The sequence below is a fragment of the Lacipirellula sp. genome (assembly GCF_965279485.1).
GTDB lineage: Bacteria > Planctomycetota > Planctomycetia > Pirellulales > Lacipirellulaceae > Lacipirellula.
The window spans coordinates 1,186,666-1,208,205 of record NZ_CBDIIC010000001.1; the positions used below are offsets into that span (position 1 = coordinate 1,186,666).

At 62.5% G+C, this 21,540-nt stretch carries 20 protein-coding genes; 10 read left to right on the plus strand and 10 right to left on the minus strand.

The features are described 5' to 3' along the window. Positions 1 to 96 precede the first annotated feature (96 nt). Entirely contained in the window at positions 97 to 825 is a 729-nt protein-coding gene (locus tag ACQY7R_RS04965; protein WP_428304486.1) for an LON peptidase substrate-binding domain-containing protein, read from the minus strand. A 153-nt stretch (positions 826 to 978) separates the two neighbouring features. Beyond that, positions 979 to 1,389 (minus strand): DUF309 domain-containing protein, encoded by a 411-nt coding sequence (locus ACQY7R_RS04970; protein ID WP_428304487.1) that lies wholly within the window; start codon positions 1,387 to 1,389, stop codon positions 979 to 981. 293 nt (positions 1,390 to 1,682) lie between these two features. On the opposite strand from ACQY7R_RS04970, the gene nth reads away from it, so the two are divergent. Further along, complete coding sequence (gene nth, locus ACQY7R_RS04975; protein ID WP_428304488.1) at positions 1,683 to 2,393, plus strand: endonuclease III; 711 nt, start codon at positions 1,683 to 1,685, stop codon at positions 2,391 to 2,393. 20 nt (positions 2,394 to 2,413) lie between these two features. Next, positions 2,414 to 2,986, plus strand: a complete 573-nt coding sequence (dcd, locus tag ACQY7R_RS04980) for a dCTP deaminase (protein ID WP_428304489.1) — start codon at positions 2,414 to 2,416, stop codon at positions 2,984 to 2,986. A 380-nt stretch (positions 2,987 to 3,366) separates the two neighbouring features. Here the strand turns inward: dcd and ACQY7R_RS04985 are convergent, their stop codons facing one another. Continuing rightward, positions 3,367 to 4,899, minus strand: a complete 1,533-nt coding sequence (locus ACQY7R_RS04985; RefSeq protein WP_428304490.1) for an AAA family ATPase — start codon at positions 4,897 to 4,899, stop codon at positions 3,367 to 3,369. Between the two features lie 230 nt (positions 4,900 to 5,129). Here ACQY7R_RS04985 and ACQY7R_RS04990 point away from each other — a divergent pair, with 230 nt between their 5' ends. The 3 genes from ACQY7R_RS04990 to ACQY7R_RS05000 all read left to right on the plus strand — a co-directional run bounded on the left by ACQY7R_RS04990 (position 5,130) and on the right by ACQY7R_RS05000 (position 9,658). Beyond that, positions 5,130 to 5,984 carry a formyltetrahydrofolate deformylase gene (locus ACQY7R_RS04990; RefSeq protein WP_428304491.1) on the plus strand — a complete coding sequence of 285 codons (855 nt, stop codon included), beginning with the start codon at positions 5,130 to 5,132 and terminating at the stop codon, positions 5,982 to 5,984. A gap of 260 nt (positions 5,985 to 6,244) precedes the next feature. Next, the gene (locus tag ACQY7R_RS04995; RefSeq protein ID WP_428304492.1) at positions 6,245 to 6,715 is read left to right on the plus strand and encodes a TraR/DksA C4-type zinc finger protein; all 471 of its coding nucleotides are present in this window, start codon (positions 6,245 to 6,247) and stop codon (positions 6,713 to 6,715) included. Between the two features lie 441 nt (positions 6,716 to 7,156). After that, complete coding sequence (locus ACQY7R_RS05000) at positions 7,157 to 9,658, plus strand: class I SAM-dependent methyltransferase (RefSeq protein WP_428304493.1); 2,502 nt, start codon at positions 7,157 to 7,159, stop codon at positions 9,656 to 9,658. 126 nt (positions 9,659 to 9,784) lie between these two features. Here the strand turns inward: ACQY7R_RS05000 and ACQY7R_RS05005 are convergent, their stop codons facing one another. From ACQY7R_RS05005 to ACQY7R_RS05020, 4 genes are all read right to left on the minus strand, one after another. Then, positions 9,785 to 10,696 carry a sugar phosphate isomerase/epimerase family protein gene (locus tag ACQY7R_RS05005; RefSeq protein WP_428304494.1) on the minus strand — a complete coding sequence of 304 codons (912 nt, stop codon included), beginning with the start codon at positions 10,694 to 10,696 and terminating at the stop codon, positions 9,785 to 9,787. Between the two features lie 72 nt (positions 10,697 to 10,768). After that, positions 10,769 to 11,914, minus strand: a complete 1,146-nt coding sequence (locus tag ACQY7R_RS05010; protein WP_428304495.1) for a trans-sulfuration enzyme family protein — start codon at positions 11,912 to 11,914, stop codon at positions 10,769 to 10,771. Between the two features lie 53 nt (positions 11,915 to 11,967). Then, a complete protein-coding gene (locus tag ACQY7R_RS05015) occupies positions 11,968 to 12,333 on the minus strand; it encodes a four helix bundle protein (protein ID WP_428304496.1) in 366 nt (121 codons plus the stop codon). A gap of 61 nt (positions 12,334 to 12,394) precedes the next feature. Further along, positions 12,395 to 13,642: a trans-sulfuration enzyme family protein gene (locus tag ACQY7R_RS05020; protein ID WP_428304497.1), complete on the minus strand. Its 1,248-nt coding sequence runs from the start codon at positions 13,640 to 13,642 to the stop codon at positions 12,395 to 12,397. Between the two features lie 366 nt (positions 13,643 to 14,008). Here ACQY7R_RS05020 and ACQY7R_RS05025 point away from each other — a divergent pair, with 366 nt between their 5' ends. The 4 genes from ACQY7R_RS05025 (at position 14,009) to ACQY7R_RS05040 (ending at position 19,625) form a co-directional block, all read left to right on the plus strand. Then, a complete protein-coding gene (locus ACQY7R_RS05025) occupies positions 14,009 to 14,620 on the plus strand; it encodes a glycine zipper domain-containing protein (protein WP_428304498.1) in 612 nt (203 codons plus the stop codon). Between the two features lie 50 nt (positions 14,621 to 14,670). Further along, the gene (locus ACQY7R_RS05030) at positions 14,671 to 15,939 is read left to right on the plus strand and encodes a CinA family nicotinamide mononucleotide deamidase-related protein (RefSeq protein ID WP_428304499.1); all 1,269 of its coding nucleotides are present in this window, start codon (positions 14,671 to 14,673) and stop codon (positions 15,937 to 15,939) included. 63 nt (positions 15,940 to 16,002) lie between these two features. Beyond that, positions 16,003 to 17,997: an NAD(+) synthase gene (nadE, locus tag ACQY7R_RS05035; protein WP_428304500.1), complete on the plus strand. Its 1,995-nt coding sequence runs from the start codon at positions 16,003 to 16,005 to the stop codon at positions 17,995 to 17,997. 401 nt (positions 17,998 to 18,398) lie between these two features. After that, positions 18,399 to 19,625 (plus strand): hypothetical protein, encoded by a 1,227-nt coding sequence (locus ACQY7R_RS05040; RefSeq protein ID WP_428304501.1) that lies wholly within the window; start codon positions 18,399 to 18,401, stop codon positions 19,623 to 19,625. A 146-nt stretch (positions 19,626 to 19,771) separates the two neighbouring features. Here ACQY7R_RS05040 and ACQY7R_RS05045 read toward each other — a convergent pair whose 3' ends face one another. The 3 genes from ACQY7R_RS05045 to ACQY7R_RS05055 form a co-directional block, all read right to left on the minus strand. Beyond that, complete coding sequence (locus ACQY7R_RS05045; RefSeq protein WP_428304502.1) at positions 19,772 to 20,149, minus strand: small ribosomal subunit protein bS21; 378 nt, start codon at positions 20,147 to 20,149, stop codon at positions 19,772 to 19,774. 96 nt (positions 20,150 to 20,245) lie between these two features. Then, a complete protein-coding gene (locus ACQY7R_RS05050) occupies positions 20,246 to 20,545 on the minus strand; it encodes a hypothetical protein (RefSeq protein WP_428304503.1) in 300 nt (99 codons plus the stop codon). A gap of 41 nt (positions 20,546 to 20,586) precedes the next feature. Continuing rightward, positions 20,587 to 20,823 carry a hypothetical protein gene (locus ACQY7R_RS05055; RefSeq protein ID WP_428304504.1) on the minus strand — a complete coding sequence of 79 codons (237 nt, stop codon included), beginning with the start codon at positions 20,821 to 20,823 and terminating at the stop codon, positions 20,587 to 20,589. Between the two features lie 236 nt (positions 20,824 to 21,059). Between ACQY7R_RS05055 and ACQY7R_RS05060 the strand changes: the two genes are divergently transcribed. After that, the gene (locus ACQY7R_RS05060) at positions 21,060 to 21,416 is read left to right on the plus strand and encodes a hypothetical protein (RefSeq protein ID WP_428304505.1); all 357 of its coding nucleotides are present in this window, start codon (positions 21,060 to 21,062) and stop codon (positions 21,414 to 21,416) included. Positions 21,417 to 21,540: the final 124 nt, after the last annotated feature.

Sequence of the window (21,540 nt, forward strand, 5' to 3'; positions counted from 1 at the left end):
CGCCGTTCGCTGTGGCCCAGAACATTGTCAGTAGCTCCCTCGCAAGGCGAGGGAACAGCCGATCGTACGTTGCGGCGGCGCAGCGAGTCAACCGGCTCAGTTCTGGCTGAAACGGGGCGGAAAACCGGCCGCCGCCGGGGCGGGCGCCGCGGGAATTCCCTTCCACGGCTTGCCGAGCGTCTCCAACAGCAGCTCGGCCCGACGGTCGACGTTGCACTCAGCGAGCAACCGGCACTTAAGCCCCGCATCGAGCGGCAGGGCAAAGCTCGCCAAATCGGTCAGCACGGCCAGCGGCAGTTCCGCCGCGAGCAGGTCTTGCACCGGTCCGGGCGACTTGGCCCCGGGAGGTAACGGCAGCGCCTGCTGGAACTCCCGGCAGAGCACCGCCTGCAACTCGGCCCGATCGGCTTCGCCTTCGCCAGGATAAGTTTCGTCGAGCAGTTCCAACTCCGCCGTCCGAAACGAGCGGCCGTTGGCGACTTCGCTCACCAGTCGCGCCCGCCGCATCCCGAGCAACATGATGTTGTAACGGCCATCTTCGAGTCGCTGGTGCGTCACCACCTTGCCAACGCAAACTTGCGGCAGCAGCCGCGGCTTTCCCTCGTAGTTCGCTTCCCAGCCTGGCGCCAGGATGCTCATCGCAATGAGACCGTCGCTGTCGAGAGCGTCGTTGAGCATCTCCCGATACCGCGGTTCGAAAATATGAAGCGGCTGCATCACATGCGGGAACATCACGAGATCGGGCAGCGGAAACAGCCGCGCGACTCCCTTGAAGCGAGTTTCGTCAAAGGTGAGGTCGTCGGCGTTCCAGGGCAACATGGACATGGCTTGTGCGGGAAGGCAGGAAGGGTGAGGAGGCGGCACTCATCGCCGCGATGAAAGCCACCGGCTCTGCCGGTGGACGATGTGAAAAACAGCTTCGGTGGTAGTTCGTCCACCGGCGGAGCCGGTGGCTTTTATGTTTGTCGCCAGCGGCAGTTATGGTTCGCCCGCGGCGGCAAGCGCCGGGTCGAGGTGAATTTCAGGAATCAAATCGGGCTCAATCTCCAGCTTCGGAAACTCCTCGGTCGCAGCCATCACCGCCGCGAAGCAGCGATCCATTTGCCCGAGAAACGCTTCGAGATCGATGCCGCGGCAGGCGGGTTGGAACGTTTCCAAATAGCCGCGGCTCGACAGGTAGACTTTTTTCGCGCCGCGGATATTGCCATTGCCGAAGTGATGGAGCGCGACGGCCGCTTGAATCAGCCCTTGATAGAACTTCCGCAGCGGGCCGCGGTATTCGGTCCAAAGTTCTTCCCAAACTTCGTGAGCCTCAAAGAATTCGCAATCGTTGAAATAGCGAATGCCTTGGTCGTAGAGCGAATCGTCTGATTCGGCGTCGTGCGGCATTGTGCGGTGGCTCCGGGCGGCGCGGCTGACGTGTCGGCACAGGCGGCCAGGGTCGGGGAACGATCCGTTCGGGTGGATCGCTGGTGGATTATAGACGTGCGTCCCCCGCCGGGCCAGAAACGACAAGCCGGCCCCAATACCCCGCTTTTGCGGCCGCCGATCGAGCGGGTTGACACTATCGGCGCCGCCCTCACAATTGGTCGACTGACGGGAGAATTGGCCCCGCTATGGCCGTCGGAACACTCTCCCCGAGGCGGCCAGGGCCGGTCTCAGCTCACCATGGCAGGCGATATATGACTGGACGGAAGCCTGCTAGTAGTCCTGCCGCCGCCAAGAAGACCCGCGCCGCCATCGGCAGCCCCGCCGAGGTCAAACGCCGTGCAGGACAGGTCCTCCGGGCTCTCCACAAGGAATACCCCGAGGTTGAGTGCGCGCTCGTCCATAACTCCCCCTTCGAGTTGCTGGTCGCGACGATCCTCTCCGCCCAGTGCACCGACGCCCGGGTGAACATCGTTACCCCCGCGCTCTTCGCCAAATACCCCGATCCCGCCGCCTTCGCCGCCGCTCCGCTGGCGGGGATCGAGAAGGCCATCCAAAGCACCGGCTTCTTCCGCAACAAAGCGAAGAACATCAAAGCTGCCTCCACCGCCATCGTCGACGACCACGGCGGCGAGGTTCCCGAGACGCTCAAGGAGCTCGTCGCCCTCGCCGGCGTCGGCCGCAAGACGGCCAACGTTGTGCTCGGCGTCGCGTTTGGCCAGGCGACCGGCGTCGTAGTCGACACCCACGTCGGCCGTCTAAGCCGCCGGCTCGGCCTCACTGCGAACGACGACCCCGTGAAAGTCGAAGCCGACCTGATGGCGATCATTCCGCAAAAGGAATGGATCGACTTCTCGCACCGCCTCATCGCGCACGGCCGGCGGGTATGCATCGCCCGCAAGCCGAAGTGCGGTGAGTGCACGATGCTAAAGTTCTGCCCGCGCATTGGCCTTCCCGCCGCCTGATTCCTCCGACGGAGCGTCCCATGATTCTTTCCGGTCAAGAAATCGCTGCACGACTCGGCGGCGACGTGAAGATCGAACCGTACAATCCGGCGGCGCTCAACCCGAACAGCTACAACCTCACGCTCCACGACGAGCTGATGGTCTACGAGGAAGTGATCCTCGACATGGCCAAGGCGAACCGCGTCCGCCGCGTGCAGATCCCGCCCGAAGGGTTGGTCCTCAGCCCGAACCAGCTCTATCTCGGCCGTACCGTCGAGCGGACCGAAACGCACAACCTCGTGCCGCAGATCGAAGGCCGTTCATCGATCGGCCGGTTGGGACTGTTCGTCCACGTGACCGCCGGCTTCGGCGACGTCGGCTTCTGCGGTTACTGGACGCTGGAGATGTTCGCCGTGCAACCGATTCGCATCTACCCGGGCGTGCCGATCTGCCAAATCTTCTACCACCAGATCACCGGCGCCTACGCTGAGTACGCGAGCAAGTACCAGCACAACCACGACATCCAGCCAAGCATGCTGTTTCAAGAATTCGCGTCGAAAAACGGCGCCGACCCGCAGCTCCCCCTAAACTTCGACGCCGAGCTAATTCTCTAGCAGCCGCCGGGCAACGATCAGCCGGAGCGTCCCCGCAAGCGGCAATGAGAGCGCAAACCCTCTCGCTCGTGCTTGCCTGCGCTCCTCAACGCCAACGGCGTTGCATCATCCAGCCCGGGGTTGATTGCGCAAGCAATCTACCCCGGGTCGACTAGCCAGTTCGCCGCACCAACCCTGAAAGGGTTGAATCAGCTCGCTAGCCAAACGGCCGACGCAACCCTTTCAGGGTTGTGATCAACCACGATCCAAAAATCCCAGGGTACGCCGCTGCGCGTCGAACCCTGGGCTGGAAGCTTGAACGCTTTCAGCGTTCGTAACCGCGGGTCAACGCCCCGCCAGAGCGGCGCACGCAAGATCCCGCCCCGTCGCACCACGCACGCCTACATAATCGCAAAGTAATTCGCCACCGCGTAATCAAAGTACTCCACCGTCATCTCCGGCGGTTTGCTGATGTAGTGGCAGTAGTTGACGATCTGCAGCAGCAAGTCGCGTGGCTGGCAGCAGCGGAACGGGCGGTGGATCGCCTTGTAGTGGTTGTTCACTAAATGATCGAGCGCCGATTGCTCGAAGCGAATCCCCAGCTTCGGCGCCATGATCTGGAACAATGCGCGAAACTCTTCCTCCGACGGATCAAGCACCTCGATCTTGTACGGAATACGCCGCAAGAACGCGTCGTCGACAAGTTGCTTCGGCTCGAGGTTCGTCGAGAAAATAATCAACTGATCGAACGGCACCTGAATCTTCTTGCCGTTGTTCATTTGCAAAAAGTCGTACCGCTTTTCGAGCGGCACGATCCAGCGATTGAGCAACTGATCGGTCGTCATCCGTTGCCGGCCGAAGTCGTCGATGACGAGGGTGCCGCAGTTGCTCTTCATCTGGATCGGCGCTTCGCTCACGTTGACGCCGGCGCTCGATTGGACTTCGAGGGCATCCATCGTCAGTTCACCGCCGACGACGATCGTTGGCCGTTTGATGCGCACCCACCGGAGGTCGATCGGCTTCATCTGCAACGGGCCGGTCGGCTCGTTAAGGGGCGCTTCGGTGTGCAGCCCCGGATCGAAGACGCGCATGATTTCGCCGTCGACCGAGATCGCCCGCGGAATCCAAATACAGTCGCCGAACGCCGCCGTCACCCGCTCGGCGATGCTCGTTTTGCCGTTACCCGGCGCGCCGAACAAGAACAGCCCGCGGCCGGAGTTCACCGCCGGCCCAAGCCGCTTCAACATATTCTTGTTGATGAGCAGGTCGGTGAACGCCTTTTCCAAATCGCTCTGCGTTGGGTGCTGCTTCGTAAGGCTCTGCTCCTTGACGCTATCGCAATAAGCGGCCAGAGGCACCGGCGCGGCGCCAAAGTAGCTGCAAAGTTCGGAGAGCTTCTTCGCGCGATCGCGCCCCATGTCGGTGAGCTGATAAACGAAGTCGTTCATCGGCGCCGACCCGCGGAACGCGACCAGCTGACCGAGCTTCATCTCCTGCAACACTGGCGCTAGCAAGCGGAACGGAATCGCGTGCTGATCAGAAAGTGCACGGCCGCTCATCTCACCGCAAGCGGCAAGACACTTCAGGGCAAGATGCTCAAGCTGGCTTTCACTCACGCCAGCCGCTTTGAGCGACTGCGGCTCGAGCGGGCGCCAAGGTTCGGTGTCTTCCGCCTCCGCGTTGCGCGACGCCGGCGGCGGCGTGGTGCGGATCGACCGCGCCGCGGCGAGCGTCGGCGGATCAATCATCGTCGTGTTCGTGCCTGAAATTTCGCGCGGCGGCGCGGCGACGGGCGCAGCCGCCGCGGCTTGCCCCTCACTGCGCGAGCTCTCAGCAAGCTGGTGAATCCGCGCGAGCATCGACTCCAAATCGCTCGAAGCGCCGGCAGACGCTGAGCGGCCGGGAACGGAAACAGGTGAGTCGGTGCTGCTCATCGTAGGCGCAACTGCCTGGGGAGCGGTAGAAAAGGTGATTCGTAAGTGCGCGACGTCGGCGCAAGCTATCTTACGTCGTAGACTTACCCCGCGCCGGTTGTGATTGGCCGCGGCTGGCGCTGCCGGTACAACCCATACGACCGGCGCTGACCATTAATGCATTCGTCATTCAGAATCCAATCCAGGTCGCTCCGGCGGGTCGTTGACCCGCGGCTATTGAGTTTCCCGTTATGCGATACGTTATTACTGCCGTTGGTCCTGATCATCGCGGCCTCGCCGATCCGATCGTCCATTGCGTGACGCAGCTCGGCGGCAACATTGCCGAGATCCAGATGTACGACCACGACGAAGCATCGGTCTTCTCGATGCTGACGCGGGTCGAGCTTGATCCGGCCCAAGATGCGTTGCTCCGCCAATCGGTCGCCGAGATCAGCGAACGAACCGGCCTGTCGATTCGCACCTGGGCGCCGCGCGAGCCGGGCCGTCGACCGCGACTGGCGATCTGCTGCACGCTCCGCACCGAGACGCCGCGCTCTGTCCTCGCCGCGATCGCAAACGGGGTGATCAACGCCGACGCTGCGGCGATCATTAGCAACCGCCAAGTTTGCCGCGGTCTCGCCGACGAGTTCAACGTCCCGTGGCACTACATCGGCGAAGCAGACGGCTCAGCCGACGATGATCGATTGATCGACATCTGCGACGAGCTCGGCGTCGACTACATTATCCTTGCCCGCTACATGCGTATCTTGCCGCCGTCGAGCTGCTGGAAGTACGCCGGCGGACGGATCATCAACCTTCACCATGGATTGCTCCCCTCTTTCCCCGGCATGCGTCCCTACCACGACGCCCACGCCGCGCGGATGCTCACCTACGGCGCCACCTGTCACTTCATCGTGCCGGAGCTTGATGCGGGGAATCAAATCATCAACCAGACGACCTTCACCGTCGCTCCCGGGACGCCGCGCGACGAAATCATCCGCCGCGGCGAGCAGCAGAACGAACCAGCCTGCCTCGTCGAAGGCGTCCGCCGCGTCGTCGATGGCGAAGTGGCGCTGCACTTCAATCGCGTGGTGGCCTTGCGTTAGGATTGACCACGAAGGCACGAAGACACAAAGTTCTGCACGAAGAAGAATGAAGGATGAAGGAACCGCAGATGAACGCGGATAAACGCAGATAGTGCTTTTTAAGAAACAATAAACGCCGTATCGTACTTATTCTTATTTGCGTTCATCGGCGTTCATCTGCGGTTCCAATTTTTTCCTCTTCAATTACCCATCTTTTCTTAGTGCTCTCCTTCGTGCCTTAGAGTCTTTGTGGTTAGTCCTCTCCCAGGTCAGCAAACTAAATGTTGTCGGTTCAGCTTGAGTGCCAGGATTGCGGTTGGTGGACCTTATGCGGCGAGGCGGAGATCGTTCGGCGGTTGCGGCCGCTGGGGCATTTTCGTCGGGCGACCGATCCGCCGGAGGAGATCGTGCGCGAGGTGCTCGCCACAGATGGCCACGCCCTCCCCTGCGATCGTTGCAAGAAGCCGAAATTAAAACTGACGATCGATCCGAACCAATCGGACGGCGACGATTGGGAGCAGGTCGTTATCTGCGAAATTTGTCGCGAGCCGATTCCGCCGGAGCGGCTCGAGTTCAAACCCGACGCCCGCCGCTGCGTTGGTTGCCAGGACGCGGCCGACCGCGGTCGTTCGTTCGTCGAGCCTGATTACTGTCCCAAATGCGGCGCCCTACTCGAAATCCGCGTCAGCCGCGGCGGCGGGCCGACTCGGTACAAGCTGTTCTGCACTGGCAGCCCTTCATGCCGACTGTAGCGAAAGGGGGTCGGGGGCCTTTTGCCACTGGTAGCGCTGCACCGAATGACGTTTTCGAGTGGCAAAAGGCCCCCGACCCCGTCAACGCCACCTGCTCCACGCCATGAGCCGGTCGCGTATTCCCTAAACTTGCCGGTAGAAATCGGCCACTCACTCCTCTAAGGTGAAAGGTTCGCCGCTCCTTCCCGCCTGCGCGTAGGTGGCGGCCGCCCGCCGAAGCGACTTTTGCACCACGCAGTGCAGAGCAGAAAAACGCAAAAGTCCCTCGGCAAGCGACCCTCGCGACGGCTGTTTTCTCGGCAAATTCCGAGTAAAACGCCGCCCGCCGCCGGACGAGCTCCGACTTTTGCACCATTTTAATGGGGCCCCCCGCAACGCTCAAAAGCCGAAAGTCCCCCGCCTCGAACTAATTCCGTTCTACGACGCCGTTACGAATACCCTATGTCTGCCGCATCGCTCAACTTGATCGCCACTTCCGCCTTCGGTCTGGAGGCGGTCGTCGTGCGCGAGTTAAGCGATCTCGGCTACGGCGCAAAAGTCGCCCGGCCCGGGCGAATCGCGTTCAGCGGCGATGCGTCGGCACTCTGCCGAGCGAACATGTGGCTCCGCTCGGCCGACCGCGTGCTGGTGGAGCTGGTTTCGTTCCAAGCGGCCGATTTTGACGCCTTGTTCGATACGACGCGCGACTTCCCGTGGGAAGAATGGATTGCCGCCGACGCTGCGTTTCCGGTCGGCGGGCGATCGGTCAAGTCGCAGCTTTCGAGCGTGCCGGCGATTCAGCGGTCGGTGAAGAAGGCGATCGTCGAGCGGTTGCTCGCCGCGCGGCCGGGCGTTGAACTTCCGGAAACTGGAGCGCCGATCGCCGTTGAAGTGTCGCTCGTAAACGATCTCGCGACGATCGATCTCGATACGTCGGGACATGGCCTTCATCGCCGCGGTTACCGCACGCTCGCCGCCGCAGCGCAGTTGCGCGAAACGCTGGCGGCGGCGATGGTGCAACTCAGCTTTTGGAAGCCCGAAAGGCAGCTGGTCGATCCTTTTTGCGGCACTGGGACGATCATCATCGAAGCGGCAATGATTGGTCGCCGATTGGCCCCGGGGCGCAACCGCGCGTTCGCCGCCGAGGGGTGGGAACAGATCCCCACTGCTGCGTGGAAAGCGGCGCGTGAAGAAGCGGCCGACCTCGCTCTGCCCGCGCTGCCGTTGCGGATCATCGGCTGCGACGCCGATGGCGAGTCGTTGAAACTCGCCCGCTACCATGCCGGGCTCGCAGGCGTCGCCGAAGATGTTCATTTCCAGCAACATACCTTCGACGAACTGACGAGCAGCCGGCAGTACGGCTGCGTGATCACGAACCCGCCGTACGGCGTGCGGATGGGCGAAGAGGCGGAGATCGAGGAACTTTACCGGTCGATGCCCGACGTATTGCGGCGATTGAAGACGTGGTCGCACTTTATTCTCACGGCGCATCCCGAATTCGAGCGACTCGTCGGGCAGCAGGCCGACAAGCGGCGAAAGCTGTACAACGGGCGGCTGCAGTGCAATTTGTTTCAGTTCTTCGGGCCGAAGCCGCCGCGGCGGAAGGATGGGGTTGGGAAAGCTGGCGGCGCTGATGGCGTGGGAAGCGGCGAAGGGGTCGGGGACCTTTTGCCACTGGAGAGCGCCAATTCAGAAGAGAGTCGCCAGTGGCAAAAGGTCCCCGACCCCGTTGAGCGGCCACCAAACAGAAATATCGCCCCTTCAGGCGGGTTGGATCTTGAGGCTCGCTCCCCCTCGAGGGGAGGGCCAGGGAGGGGGGCTGAAGTGGCGGAATCGTCTGCCACTTCAATCACCCCTCCCCTATCCCCTCCCCCTCAAGGGGAGGGGGACCAAACGGGATCAGATAAGAATGAGGATCGCTTCAGCCGCCAATCGCAACTGACTGACGCAAAGCCGAGCCCCACGTCGACCTCACTTCCTGCTCGCCCACGCCCAGCCTTCGGCGGCCTACGCGACGAGGCCGACCGCCAAGCCGCCGAGTTCAGTAACCGTCTCAAAAAACTCGCCCGCCACTTGCGTCGTTGGCCAACGAAGCGCGGCATCACGTGCTACCGCATCTACGAACGCGACATCCCCGAGATCCCGCTCGTCGTCGATCGCTACGAAGACGCGCTACACATCGCCGAGTTCGATCGCCCCCATGATCGGACCGCCGCGGAGCATGCCGACTGGCTCGACCACATGGTCCGTACCGCCGCTGAAGCTCTCGAAACCCCCATCGAGCTGACGTTCCTCAAACATCGTCAGCGGCAACGGGGCGCCGAGCAGTATGAACGGTTCGACGACCAGCAGGCGTTGCGCGTCGTCAACGAGGCCGGGCTCAAGTTCCAAGTGAACCTGTCGGACTACCTCGACACAGGTCTATTTCTCGATCACCGCGTCACCCGCGGCATGGTTCGCGACGCCGCGGCGGGCAAGCGGATGCTCAATCTGTTCGCCTACACCGGCTCGTTTTCCGTCTACGCCGCGGCGGGCGGAGCGATCGAGACCGTCACCGTCGACCTGTCGCCGGTCTACCTCGAATGGGCCGAGAAGAATTTCGAACTCAATGGCCTGCAAGGAATTCAAAATCAGTTCGTCCGCGCCGATTCGCGCGAGTTCGTCGCGTCGCTCAACGGCCGCCCGCAGTTTGATCTGGCCGTCGTCGATCCGCCGACGTTCTCCAACAGCAAACGCGTCGAAGACGACTGGGACGTCCAGCAAGATTACGCATGGCTGCTGAACGAAACGCTCCGCTGCATGCTGCCTAACGGCGTGATTTACTTTTCGACGAACTCGCGGAAGTTTAAATTCGACGAGGGTTCGCTACGTGGCGCGGCGGTGCGGGAGATTTCAAAGCAAACGGTGCCGGAAGACTTCCGCAACCAGCGTATTCATCGCTGCTGGCGGATTGTGAAGAGCTAACCACGAAGACGCAAAGATACGAAGACGCACGAAGAGTAATTCAGATGCCCGGTAAGCATTCGCTGCAAAACGCTCTTCGTGATGACTTCGTGCCGTTGTGTCTTCGTGGTTAATACATTCGAGACTTTAAGCGATCAGCGGCCGCAGCACGCGGTAGCTGATTTCGAGCGACTTACGCCGTTTCTCAAGGCTCCCTTCGAAGGCCTCGTCTTCAACTTCGACGCAGACGGGGCCGTCGTAGCCGACGTCAGCGAGGGCGCCGATGTACTTACCCCAGTTCACGTCGCCGAGGCCGGGGATCTTTGCGGTACTGCGTTGCATCGGCGGCACGAGCGAGCCGAGGCGGTTGAGCTTTTCGACGTCGATCCGCATATCCTTCGCGTGGCTGTGGAAGATTCGCTGGCCAAACTCGTAGACGGGGGCGATCGGATCCATCAGTTGCATCCGCAGATGCGACGGGTCGTAGTTGAGGCCGAAGAAGACCGACGGGATCACCTCGAACATTCGCCGCCAGATGGCCGGCGTGCGGGCAAGGTTCCAGCCGAACGGCCAGCTCTTGTCGATCATCATCGGGCAGTTTTCGATGCCGACTCGCATGTTGCGATCTTCGGCGTAGCGAATGATTTCGGGCCAAACCTTTTCGAACTTTAGCAGGTTGTCTTCGAGCGACTCGTATTGATTGGCGCCGATGAAGGTATTGATGCCGGGCAGATCGAGCTTCGTCGCGGCGTCGATCACCTTGCGGACGTGGGTCCGCGCGATTTGCGCTTCTTCCTCATCGTGCGACAGGGCGTTCGGGTAGTAGCCAAGGGCTGAGATTGCGACCTTGTACTTCTCGCACAGGGCGCGAATGTCGTCGGCTTGGGCCTGCGTGAAGTCGGTACAGTCGATGTGAACGACGCCGCCATACTCGCGGTCAACCGTACCGGGAGGCCAGCACATCACTTCGACGCAGTCGTAGCCGATTTCCGACGCGTGCTTGAGGACTTCTTCGAGATTCAGGTCGCCGAAAATGGCAGTCACAAAACCAAGTTGCATGGCAAAACTCCAATTAGCCCCCGGTTCTTCAAACCGAGAGTAGGTGGACGTAGGGTAACCGCCGCCGATCGACTAAATCGCGCCGAACGCTGATTCCAAATCGCTGCGCAAGTCCTCGTACGCTTCGAGGCCTACCGAAATTCTAATCAGCCCGTCGGCGATGCCGTGCTTCGCGCGATCGGCCGCGTCGTAGCTAGCGTGCGACATCGACGCCGGCTGTTCGATCAGCGACTCGACGGCGCCGAGGCTCACGGCGAGGCCGAACAGCTTGGTCGACTCTGCAAATCGCTTGCCATCGGCGAGGTCGCCCTTGATTTCGAACGACATCATGGCGCCGAACTGCCCGCCCATTTGTTTGCGAGCGAGTTCGTGGCCGGGATGGCTCGGCAACCCCGGGTACAGTACCCGGGCGACGCGGGGGTGGGAAGCGAGCCACTCGGCGAGTTGCTGGGCGGTGCGGCATTGTTCGCGTACGCGGAGTTCGAGCGTCTTCAGCCCGCGCGAGCAGAGGAACGCTTCAAGCGGGCCCATCACGGCGCCGGTGGCGTTCTGCACAAAGTAGAGTTCCTTAAGCAGCGCCGCGTCGCGGACGACGAGCGCGCCGCCCATCGCATCGCTATGGCCGCCGATGTACTTGGTGGCCGAGTGCATCACGATGTCGGCGCCGAGCTCCAGCGGCCGCGTGAGCACCGGCGTCGCGAACGTGCTGTCGATGCCGAGGAGCGCGCCGTGGCGATGGGCGAGCTTCGCGCAAGCTTCGATGTCGGTAATCGACATCCGGGGGTTACCCGGGCTTTCGATCCAGAGCAACTTTGTCGCGGGGGTGAAGGCGGCTTCGATCTTCGCGAGATCGGTGGTGTCGACAAGCGTCACCGTAATGCCGGCGCGATTGGCGATCTTGTGGAGTAGCCGGTAGCTGCCGCCGTAGATATCGCTGCCGGCGACGACGTGATCACCCGTCTTCAGCGAGGCGATGACGCAGTGCGTCGCCGCCATGCCGGTGGAGAACGCCAGGGCGCCGACGCCCCCTTCGAGCGAGGCGAGGGTGGTTTCAAAATTCTTCCGCGTCGGGTTGCCGCTGCGGGAGTAATCGAACTCGCCCCAGTCGCCGGCGCCAGGTTGAATGAAAGTGGTCGCCAAGTGGATCGGCGGCACGACGGCGCCGGTTTCGGCGCACGGCTCGTTGCCGACGTGGATGGCGCGGGTGCGGAATTGCATGGGGAGGCAGGTGATCGGGGATCGGTGACTGGTGATCGGGGACGACGTTCACTTTACTCAAGCTTTTTGCGTAGGGAGCGCTGCAAGCCGACTAGTAGTCGACCGACTCGCGATGCCAACGCGTCGACCGGTTCAAGCTCTTCGGCCGCTACAAAATTCCGACGCTGCACGATTAGCAGCAACGTGCGAAGTTCTGCGAGCGAGCCTTGCGAGATGGCCAAATGTCGCAAGAGGTCCTTCGTAGAATCGCGCCCGCAACCTTCGGCAATGTTGGCAGGAACTGAAACAGACGCGCGTTGCATCTGGCTAATCAGACCAAAGCGTTCAGCAGCCGGCATCGACAAACACAAATCGTAGACCGCATCTACTAAGTCGATGCCAAGTCGCCACACTTCGAGATCTTCGTGACTGCTGGCCATCGAACACTGCTCCCAAAAGCATTCCCGATCACCAGTCACCGATCCCCGATCACCCTCCCAGCTACGCCGTGGCGTCGAGCGCTTGACTCAAATCCGCAATGAGGTCGTCGGCGCTTTCAATGCCGCAGCTCATGCGAATCATGTTGTCAAAGATGCCGAACTGCTTGCGGGCTTCGGGCGTTTGTTGGAAGTAGCTCATCACGAGCGGTTGCTCGATGAGCGACTCGACGCCGCCGAGGCTCGGGGCGATGCGGGGAATCTTCACCGCATCGATGACGTCGGCCGTGGCGCGCCAGTCGGCGTCTTTCACCAGGAACGTCACCAAACCGCCGAAGCCGCGCATTGTCTTGCGGGCGACGTCGTAGTATGGATGCGACGGCAAGCCGGGGTAGTAGACCTTTTCGATCCGCGGGTGGCCGGCGAGGAATTCGGCGACCATCATGCCGTTTTCGTTGTGCCGCTGCATGCGGAGTTCGAACGTCTTCAAGCCGCGGCCAAGTAGGTAGCAGTTTTGCGGACCATTGACGGCGCCCATGATGCCGCGGAGGTTGCGGACCGACTCCATCTTTTCCTTCGAGCCGATGACGACGCCGGCGAGCAGGTCGTTGTGACCGCCGAGGTACTTCGTGGCCGAGTGAAGGACGAAGTCGACGCCCGCTTCGATCGGCCGCAGGTTGTAGGGCGTAGCAAGCGTTGCGTCGATGAGCGTATCGACGTTGTGCTTGCGGCCGATCTCAGCGAAGCGTTCGAGGTCGATGACGCTGAGGTGGGGGTTCGTGGGCGACTCGCTGATGAGCATGCGAGTTTTCGGCGTGATGGCCGCTTCCATCGCGGCGTAGTCGCATGTCTTCACCTGGCGCGTCGTCACGCCGAACCGCCCCAGGTGCTTGATACAAAATTCGCGGCTGCGGTGATAACACTCGTCGAAGAAGATGACTTCGTCGCCGCTGCTGAGCTTCGCCATCAGCAGGCCGACCATCGCGGCCATGCCGCTGGAGTAAAGGACGGCTTCCTCGCCCCCTTCGAGCGCGGCGAGCTTACGCTCGACGACCTTCTCGCCCGGATTGCCGTAGCGGCCGTACTCTTCGCGGGGCTGCTCTTGTTCGATGAAGTCGATGATCGACTGCGTGTCTTCGAACGTATAGGTCGACGCGCAGAAGATGGCGTCGGTGATCGCGTCGCCGGGCTTTTGGCGGGCTTCGCCGGCGTGGACGGCGACGGTGCCGAACTGCTGGTCGGCGGCGGGGAGGGTCGGCGAGACGGAATCGTCTCCCGCGGACGGCTGACGGGTCATCTGAGTGTGACTCATTTCTGGCATCTCGGTGAGTGGGCGGACGAGCCGCGAGGGCTCCTACGCAACGCACAGGCACGAAAAAAGCCGCATGCGCTCTCGGCAGATGCGGCTTGATGCTCACCAAGCTCCATAAAGATTGCCGCCGCCCCCTCTGCCAGCAATGGGCAAGGGGGCAACGGCTTGGCTCTTTAGCAGTCACGGCTGCAAGCGGCCACAAATCCCGAGTTACTTGAAGTCTAAGCGCGCCGCGGAGCAGATGCAAGTCGCTGGCGCCCGCAAATCCCCCCGCCAGCGGGATCAGACGGCCTTGACCGTCCCCTGACCGATTGAGACGATCCCCGCCCCGCACTGCTCAGAGTCACCCCGATGGGGCCTACCCCGATGACCCGCCCGTTTTGCCGCGCCTGCGCGGCGCCGCTGCTGTTGGCCCTGGCGCTTGCCGCCGTGGGCTGTCGTTCGCCTTACTATTCCGACCAAGGGGCTGGCATTGGTGCCCTCGGCGGTGCGGGCGTTGGCGCCATTGTGGGCAACGCCGTTGGCAGTACCGCTGGCGGAGCTCTGATTGGCGCCGGCGTCGGTGCGCTGGGCGGCGCGGCGGTAGGAACGGCGCTCGATGATATTCAAGCGCAGAACCGCGCCGAGATCGCCATGGCGATGGGCCGCCAAGTGCAGGCAGGCGCCGCGACGCCTGAAGAGGTGATCGCGATGACGCGCTCCGGCGTCAATCCGGCGCTGATCTCGAACTATGTGCGGACCTCGGGCATGGCGCGGCCACTGACGGCGAACGACGTCATTTATCTCCACAACAATGGCGTCGCCGCTGAAGTGATCCAAACGATGCAGGCGCCGCCGATACCGATGGGACCGGCGCCCGTGATGGTCGCGGGGCCTCAGCCGGTGATCGTCGAGCACTACTACCCGCCGCCATACTGGGGTCCCGACTACCATTGCCATCGTCCGGGCCTCAGCTGGGGAGTCTCTGTGGGGCGGTAATGTCCCGATAGTGCCTTCCCAAGTCGTCCCTCGTCAGGGAGACTTCTGGAATGCGAGCAGAAATCATTGCCATCGGCGACGAGATCATCACGGGCCAGCGGCTTGATACGAACACGCAGTGGCTGGCCGAGCGATTGACGGAACTTGGCGTCGACGTCGCGTTTCATACGACGATCGGCGACAACCTCGCCGACAACGTCGAAGCCTTTAAGCTGGCGATCAAGCGCGTCGACGTCGTCGTTGCCACTGGCGGCCTGGGTCCCACGGCCGACGACCTGACGCGCGAGTCGATCGCGGCTGCGGCAGGCGTAGGGCTCGTACGCGACGACGCGTCGCTGGCCTACATACGCCAACTGTTCGAACGCCGGGGCCGGACGATGCCGGAGCGGAACGCCGTGCAGGCTGATTTCCCGGAGGGAGCGACGGCGATTCCGAATGAGCACGGCACGGCGCCGGGCGTTGAGCTTCATGTCGACCGCGCTGAACGACTCCCGTGCAGCGTGTTCGCGCTGCCTGGCGTCCCGGCCGAGATGCGGCCGATGTGGGAGCAAACGGTCGCTCCCGCCATTGCCTCGGCGCGGGGCGAGGCGCGAGTGATTCGCCACCGGCGAATCAAATGTTTCGGCGTCGGCGAGAGCCAACTCGAAGCAATGCTCCCCGACCTCATCCGCCGCGGCCGCGAACCTTCGGTCGGGATCACGGTAAGCGATGCGACGATCACCCTTCGCATCACCGCCGCCGGCCCTGACGACGACGCCTGCCGTCGTGCGATGGAACCGACGGCGGCGATGATTTACGAGATCCTCGGCACGATCGCCTACGGCGAAGAGGAAGACGAACTTGAATCCGTCGATGCGCGGCTACTCGTCGACCGGCATCAAACGGTCGCCGTCGCCGAGTGGGCGACGGGCGGGCTGGTGTCGGAATGGCTGGCTAAGGCAGCGCCGATGGAGAGCGTGCTGGCGGGCGGGTTCGTCATCGGCAGTCTGAAGCAGCTTGAACAGCTCACGGGAGAGGCGGCGTTGCAGGACGCCGCGCCAAGCGATTCGATTGTCGCCACCGCGGCGGCAGAGTGGGTGCGGCGAACGATCGGCGCCGACTACGGCATTGGCGTCGCCGCGTTCCCGCCGATCCAAAACGGCGGAGCGGCGAAGCTGTGTATTTCGATTGCCGGGCCTGACCGAACGCGGCGGTTGCAGTTCGACAGCGCCACGCATCCGGCTATCCGCCAGTCACGAGCAGCTAAGCAGGCGCTCAATGCGTTGCGGCTGGTACTGCTCGCCCGCGAGTTGCCGGAAGAGACGCAAGCGCCGCTCTAAGGAGACGTTAACGGGCGTTTGCGGCAGCCTTTCGCGCCGCACGGCGCGGCGTATACTTTGGGCATGCACAAACTTCGCCTCGCCGCCGCTTCGTTGAATCAAACCCCCATGGATTGGGCGGGCAACCGCGACCGTATACTCGCCGCCATCGCTGAAGCGAAGGCCGCCGAGGCGGCGATTCTTTGCTTGCCGGAACTTTGCATCACTGGGTACGGCTGCGAGGATCAATACTTCTCGATTGGGTTGCAGCGGACGGCGCTGGAGATGCTTGCCGAGATCGCGCCCGCCACTGAAGGCATGGCAGTCGCGCTCGGCCTGCCACTGATGGTCAACCGCGGGCTGTACAACGCCGCGGCGCTGGTGTGCAACGGAGAAGTGCTGGGGTTCACGCTCAAGCAACATCTCGCCGGCGACGGGATTCACTACGAGCCGCGCTGGTTCCGCAAATGGCCGACAAGCGCCGTCGAGCGAATTGAACTCGACGGCCGCGAGGTTCCCGTCGGCGACTTGCTCTACAACTGTGGCGGCGTGCGAATTGGCATCGAGATCTGCCGCGACGCGTGGGTCGCCGATCGGCCCGGCTCGCGACTCGCCGCCGGCGGCGCCGACATTATTCTGAATCCGACCGCCAGTCATTTTTCGTTCGGCAAGCAAGAGATCCGCCGGCGACTAGTGCTCGAAGGTTCGCGGACGTTCGACGTCAGCTTCGCGTTTGCGAACTTGCTGGGCAACGAAGCGGGCCGCGCGATCTTCGACGGCGGGACGCACATCGCCAGCAGTGGGCGAATGCTGGCCGAGGGGCCGCGACTATCGTTCGGCGACCATTCGCTCATTTGCGCCGATATCGACGTTGAACAGACCCGTCGCTTGAAGGCGACCTCCAGCGAGCCCAGCCTCCCGCCGCATGCCTACGGCGGCGAGACGGTACGGTCTTCGTTCAAACTAGAATCGCCGCAACTCCCCTGCCCTGTCGCCACGCCGTCGCCGTGGGATGCTTCGCCGCCGCCGAAGAATGAGGAGTTCGCTCGGGCCGTCGCGCTCGCGCTGTTCGATTACTTGCGAAAGAGCCGCAGTCGCGGGTTCGTCGTGTCGCTCAGCGGCGGCGCTGATTCCTCGGCGGTGACAACGCTTGTGTGGTTGATGGCGAAACTCGGCATCGCGGAACTTGGCGTCGAGCCGTTCGCATCGCGACTGCCGCAGATTCGCGATCTGGCCGGCGCGAAATCGGCTGAAGCAGCAGTGGGCCGATTGCTCGCCTGCGTCTATCAAGCGACGCGCAACAGCGGCGAAACGACGCGGAACGCCGCCGAGACGGTGGCGAAGGGGGTCGGCGCCGAGTTCCTCCAGTGGAACATCGACGCCCTCGTCGACGGCTACGTGTCGACGGTCTCCAAAGCAACCGGCCGCGAGTTGACGTGGGATCGCGACGACGTCGCGCTGCAGAACATTCAGGCCCGCACGCGCGGTCCGGCGGCGTGGTTGCTGGCAAACCTGCGCGACGCGCTGCTGCTGGTCACCAGCAACCGCAGCGAGGCGGCCGTCGGTTACGCGACGATGGATGGCGACACGTGCGGCGGGCTCGCGCCGATCGGCGGCGTCGATAAGGCCTTTTTGCTCGACTGGCTGAAGTGGATGGAAACGACCGGCCCGCAAGGCGTCGGGCCGCTGGCGGCATTGTCGGTCGTCAACAATCAACGCCCAACTGCGGAACTCCGCCCGCCGGCCGAGGGCCAGACCGACGAAGGCGACTTGATGCCGTATCGCGTGCTCGACGCGATTGAACGCTCGGCGATCCGCGACAAACTGACGCCGGTCGAGGTGCTCGAAACGATTCGCCCGCAGTTCGCCGACGAGACGGTCACTCAACTCGGGGCGTGGGTCGAACGGTTCTTCACGCTCTGGTCGCGCAATCAGTGGAAGCGCGAGCGGTTTGCCCCCGGGTTCCATGTCGATGATCGCGGGCTCGATCCAAAGGGCTGGTGCCGGTTCCCGATTCTGAGCGGCGGGTTCGAGCGCGAATTAGCGGCGCTGCGCGATTATCTGGCGGCGGCGAAATAGCATTTGCCACGCCGCGACGCCCATTTAGCCCCGCCGTTTGCGGCGAGTTCGCGGGCTCACGCCCGCGGCTAAATGGCCGCCACTCTCGTTGCCGACCGCAAGCTTGGCGCCAGCACTTGCGCTCGGCGGGGCGTCCGCCAGCAGCGCGTTAAGCTGGGGACTTGCGCGAAAATCTGCCGCATCTACGGAAACCCCTGATTATTCCTCATTTCTGAGTCCGATAAGTTGTTCCGAGCCCATAGTAGGTTGCGAATACGCAATCTGCTCTGAGCGCTTGCCACGATACAACGGCAGGAGACAGGCGAGCACGCGTCGGCGGGGGTCGACGCGGCAGCCGACAGATCCACCCGGGGGGGCGGAACTGTCGCGCCCCTTCTCGTCGCACTAGGGGGAATGGACGGATGAAATCGCTTTTCAATCGCTCGACAGCGGCCATGGTCGCTGCCGCGCTCGCCTGCGGCGCCGGGGCCGGAACGAAGGCACTGGCCCAAGTGCCCAGCAACTTTCCTGCCGCGCCGCTAGCCGGTGGGCAAGCCGCCTACCAAGGGGGCGCCTACCAAAACGCCTACGGCGAATCGATCGTCATGCCTGCTAGCTACAACGCGCCTGGCCCCGGCTACGGCGAGATGTGCCAGCCTGGCTGTCAACCTGGCTGCGAATACGGCGACCCTGGTTACGCCGACTTCGGCGGCTACGGCACGCCCGACCAGTGCGGTCCGCACTACTTCGACATCGCAGCCAACGCGGTGTTCCTGCAGAGCACCCGCTCGTTCCAAGACGTGCCGCCACTCGGCTCGGTCGGCGTCAACGGCCCGACGAAGATTCTCGATGCGGACCAGCTCAACGAGGATTACGAACCGGGCTGGGAAATTGCCGCCCGGCTCGACCTCGGCCCGCTATCAGTGTTCGAAGCGACCTACATGGGTATCTACGACCTCGGGTTCAATACGAGCGTCAGCTCGGTCAACGTCGCCAACGGCGTAGACTTCCAGTTGAACTCGGTGTTCTCTGAATACGGCGTCGTCCCGATCGACGGCCTCGACGAGGGGTCGGTCTACAGCCTCGACTACCAGTCTGATCTGCAAAGCACCGAGCTGAGCTACCGCCGTTACTGGGTCGGTCACAACCCGCGGATCTCGGGCACCTACCTCGCCGGCTTCCGCTATGTGCGGATGACGGAGGAAATGAACTTCGACGCCACCGCGTTGCTCGGCGACAGCACCATCGGCTGGGACACGACGAACGACTTGGTCGGCGCCCAACTCGGCGGCGACGGCTGGATTGCTCTGCGTCAAGGCCTGCGGCTCGGCGGCGAAGTGAAAGGCGGCATCTATAACAACCGCTTCAAGTACGGCCACCAGACGAACATTCCTGATCCCGACATCACCAACGTCAACTTCCAGGACGACGGTAACCAAGTCGCCTTCGTCGGCGAAGCGAAGTTCGACCTCGTCGCCGACATCCTGCCGAGTATCTCGCTCCGCGGCGGCTACCGGGTGCTGTACATGAGCAGCCTGGTAACGGTCGGCAACAACATCGACTCGACGAACGTTGCCTCAACGGCGCTCTACACTCAAGGCGATGCGTTGTACAACGGCTTCCACGGCGGCATCGAGTACATCTGGTAGAACGAACTGGCGCCGTCTGTTCGCAGTCGGGTTAGTCACAAGACGTTAGACTCAACATCAACAGGCTTCGGCATCTTCGGATGCCGGAGCCTGTTTTCGTTGACGGGCAGTAACCGCGCGGCCTCGCGCCTCCTGATTTCGATACATTAGGCTACTGTGTCTTTCCCATTGATGTGGGCGTCGCCGCTCTGCCGCGCTTGCTGCGCCGCCGCAAACGAATCGGGCTGGTCGTCCCACCGCTGCTTTCGCTTTCGCGACGGCTGCCCCGCGAAAGGCTCAGTTGGCGCCAGCAATTGACTGAGCCCAAGGTAGACGGTGTTGTACCCGGAACGGCCGCTGGAGTGCCGGCGAGCATTTCGGCGAGACGTCGCCTGTTTGCGGCGGCGTAAATCGCTGGGCTTCTCGTAGCAGCCGGGGCGTGATTTGCTCCACTGCCGCTTGCTTGAGTGCCTGACAGCGAAATAAAGGCGGCGAAGCGCACTGCTGAGGTGCTCGCCTTCTTGAACCTCGATACGACCTGGCATTCGGTGCGTCTTGTATGGCTGACGCTGCGCCACCTCATCTGGATGTGAATTTACCCGACTGCACCACTCGGCGGCAGCCAGAGCTTAGGAGGCCAGCTACTGGCCATCGAGCCCCGTCCCGACAACATACCAAAGACACATGGCGGTGTAGATAACAAACCCCGCAACCGCATGGCAAGCGACTAGCAGTCCGCGGATCCAAGCAGGACGGTGCGGCGACGTCGATCGCCAAAGCAATGGCGCAGCCACGATGGCGAGCGTTGCTGGAACGCCGAACCACACTTTGTCGGACATCGCGGTCCCGTGGCTCCGCTGCCAGCTGTGAACCGCGGCGAGGACCACGAATCCGCCGAGGAAGACAGCCCATGCAGCAACGGCGAGTTTGGCTTGATCCATGCCCTGTACTCTCCCCGCAATTCTTAGGAGCGAAAACAGACCTAGCCGCTAGATTCCTCAGCGGAGTTGGACGCCGCCCTCCGAGGAAGAAGCTTGTCGGCCAGTTGAGCGCACTTGAACGCGGCAGTAATCGATAGCGCAAGGATCGCCAGGAACCCCACGGGCTCCTTCCTGAAGAACAGATTCATCAGCGGAACATAGACGGCGACGTAGCCTATCGCAGCAGCCAAGCTGAGGGCGATGATCCGAACGGCAGAGTAGAAGAGTCGAGACGCCATAGGTTCCTTTATAACCGCCGCCGCGGATAGTTCCTACTACACCGCTGCCATTCCCAGTACCCCGGCAATAACCGCCGTGGCGATGAGCGCCTAGCGGAGCGTGCAGCGGCGCCCCAGACGAAAGGATACGACGCCGGATAAGGCGAAGAAAAGAGCGGGATACCAGATCGGGTACGGGCATCAAGGCGAACCTCAAAAAGATTGGGGAGAATAGCGGATGGCCGTATACTGACGAAATGTGCAAGCATATCGGAATTCTGCGAGCGATCGTTTATGCCGGCGTGCCCGCTGCAGCATGCGCGCTGGTGCTCGGAGGCGAGGCGATCATGATCGCGTTTTTTATTGGCGGCTTGCTGGTCTTGAACAATCTGATCGCGAAGTTGGATCGCTTTCCAATTGATAGCCAGGAAGCTCGCCCAGGGCATCCGGTCCGACTGCTCGGCCTGATGCTACTAGGCGTCTTCATCGTGTCCGTGCCTGCAGTACCTGCGTTTGACCTGAGTGCGGAAGCCGCTCACTTGGCCTTCTTGAAAAGATGCGCTGTCGGGGCCACGTTAGGAACTCTGCTTGAGTTTGCTTTTCTTAGGGACTAAATCGCACGCCTCCTCTCCACCTGAGCGGCGATATCGCCGCAACTGCTTCGTGTCGCAGTACACACGCCGCGACCAGTAGCGTTGCGGTCCTGCTTTGGTGGGCGAACGTTGAACGGTCTGCGGC

Bases quoted from the DNA above. Each gene is read 5' to 3' on its own strand.
- ACQY7R_RS04965 (WP_428304486.1), bottom strand. From the start codon at position 825: ATGTCCATGTTGCCCTGGAACGCCGACGACCTCACCTTTGACGAAACT.
- ACQY7R_RS04970 (WP_428304487.1), bottom strand. From the start codon at position 1,389: ATGCCGCACGACGCCGAATCAGACGATTCGCTCTACGACCAAGGCATT.
- nth (WP_428304488.1), top strand. From the start codon at position 1,683: ATGACTGGACGGAAGCCTGCTAGTAGTCCTGCCGCCGCCAAGAAGACC.
- dcd (WP_428304489.1), top strand. From the start codon at position 2,414: ATGATTCTTTCCGGTCAAGAAATCGCTGCACGACTCGGCGGCGACGTG.
- ACQY7R_RS04985 (WP_428304490.1), bottom strand. From the start codon at position 4,899: ATGAGCAGCACCGACTCACCTGTTTCCGTTCCCGGCCGCTCAGCGTCT.
- ACQY7R_RS04990 (WP_428304491.1), top strand. From the start codon at position 5,130: ATGCGATACGTTATTACTGCCGTTGGTCCTGATCATCGCGGCCTCGCC.
- ACQY7R_RS04995 (WP_428304492.1), top strand. From the start codon at position 6,245: ATGTTGTCGGTTCAGCTTGAGTGCCAGGATTGCGGTTGGTGGACCTTA.
- ACQY7R_RS05000 (WP_428304493.1), top strand. From the start codon at position 7,157: ATGTCTGCCGCATCGCTCAACTTGATCGCCACTTCCGCCTTCGGTCTG.
- ACQY7R_RS05005 (WP_428304494.1), bottom strand. From the start codon at position 10,696: ATGCAACTTGGTTTTGTGACTGCCATTTTCGGCGACCTGAATCTCGAA.
- ACQY7R_RS05010 (WP_428304495.1), bottom strand. From the start codon at position 11,914: ATGCAATTCCGCACCCGCGCCATCCACGTCGGCAACGAGCCGTGCGCC.
- ACQY7R_RS05015 (WP_428304496.1), bottom strand. From the start codon at position 12,333: ATGGCCAGCAGTCACGAAGATCTCGAAGTGTGGCGACTTGGCATCGAC.
- ACQY7R_RS05020 (WP_428304497.1), bottom strand. From the start codon at position 13,642: ATGAGTCACACTCAGATGACCCGTCAGCCGTCCGCGGGAGACGATTCC.
- ACQY7R_RS05025 (WP_428304498.1), top strand. From the start codon at position 14,009: ATGACCCGCCCGTTTTGCCGCGCCTGCGCGGCGCCGCTGCTGTTGGCC.
- ACQY7R_RS05030 (WP_428304499.1), top strand. From the start codon at position 14,671: ATGCGAGCAGAAATCATTGCCATCGGCGACGAGATCATCACGGGCCAG.
- nadE (WP_428304500.1), top strand. From the start codon at position 16,003: ATGCACAAACTTCGCCTCGCCGCCGCTTCGTTGAATCAAACCCCCATG.
- ACQY7R_RS05040 (WP_428304501.1), top strand. From the start codon at position 18,399: ATGAAATCGCTTTTCAATCGCTCGACAGCGGCCATGGTCGCTGCCGCG.
- ACQY7R_RS05045 (WP_428304502.1), bottom strand. From the start codon at position 20,149: ATGCCAGGTCGTATCGAGGTTCAAGAAGGCGAGCACCTCAGCAGTGCG.
- ACQY7R_RS05050 (WP_428304503.1), bottom strand. From the start codon at position 20,545: ATGGATCAAGCCAAACTCGCCGTTGCTGCATGGGCTGTCTTCCTCGGC.
- ACQY7R_RS05055 (WP_428304504.1), bottom strand. From the start codon at position 20,823: ATGGCGTCTCGACTCTTCTACTCTGCCGTTCGGATCATCGCCCTCAGC.
- ACQY7R_RS05060 (WP_428304505.1), top strand. From the start codon at position 21,060: ATGTGCAAGCATATCGGAATTCTGCGAGCGATCGTTTATGCCGGCGTG.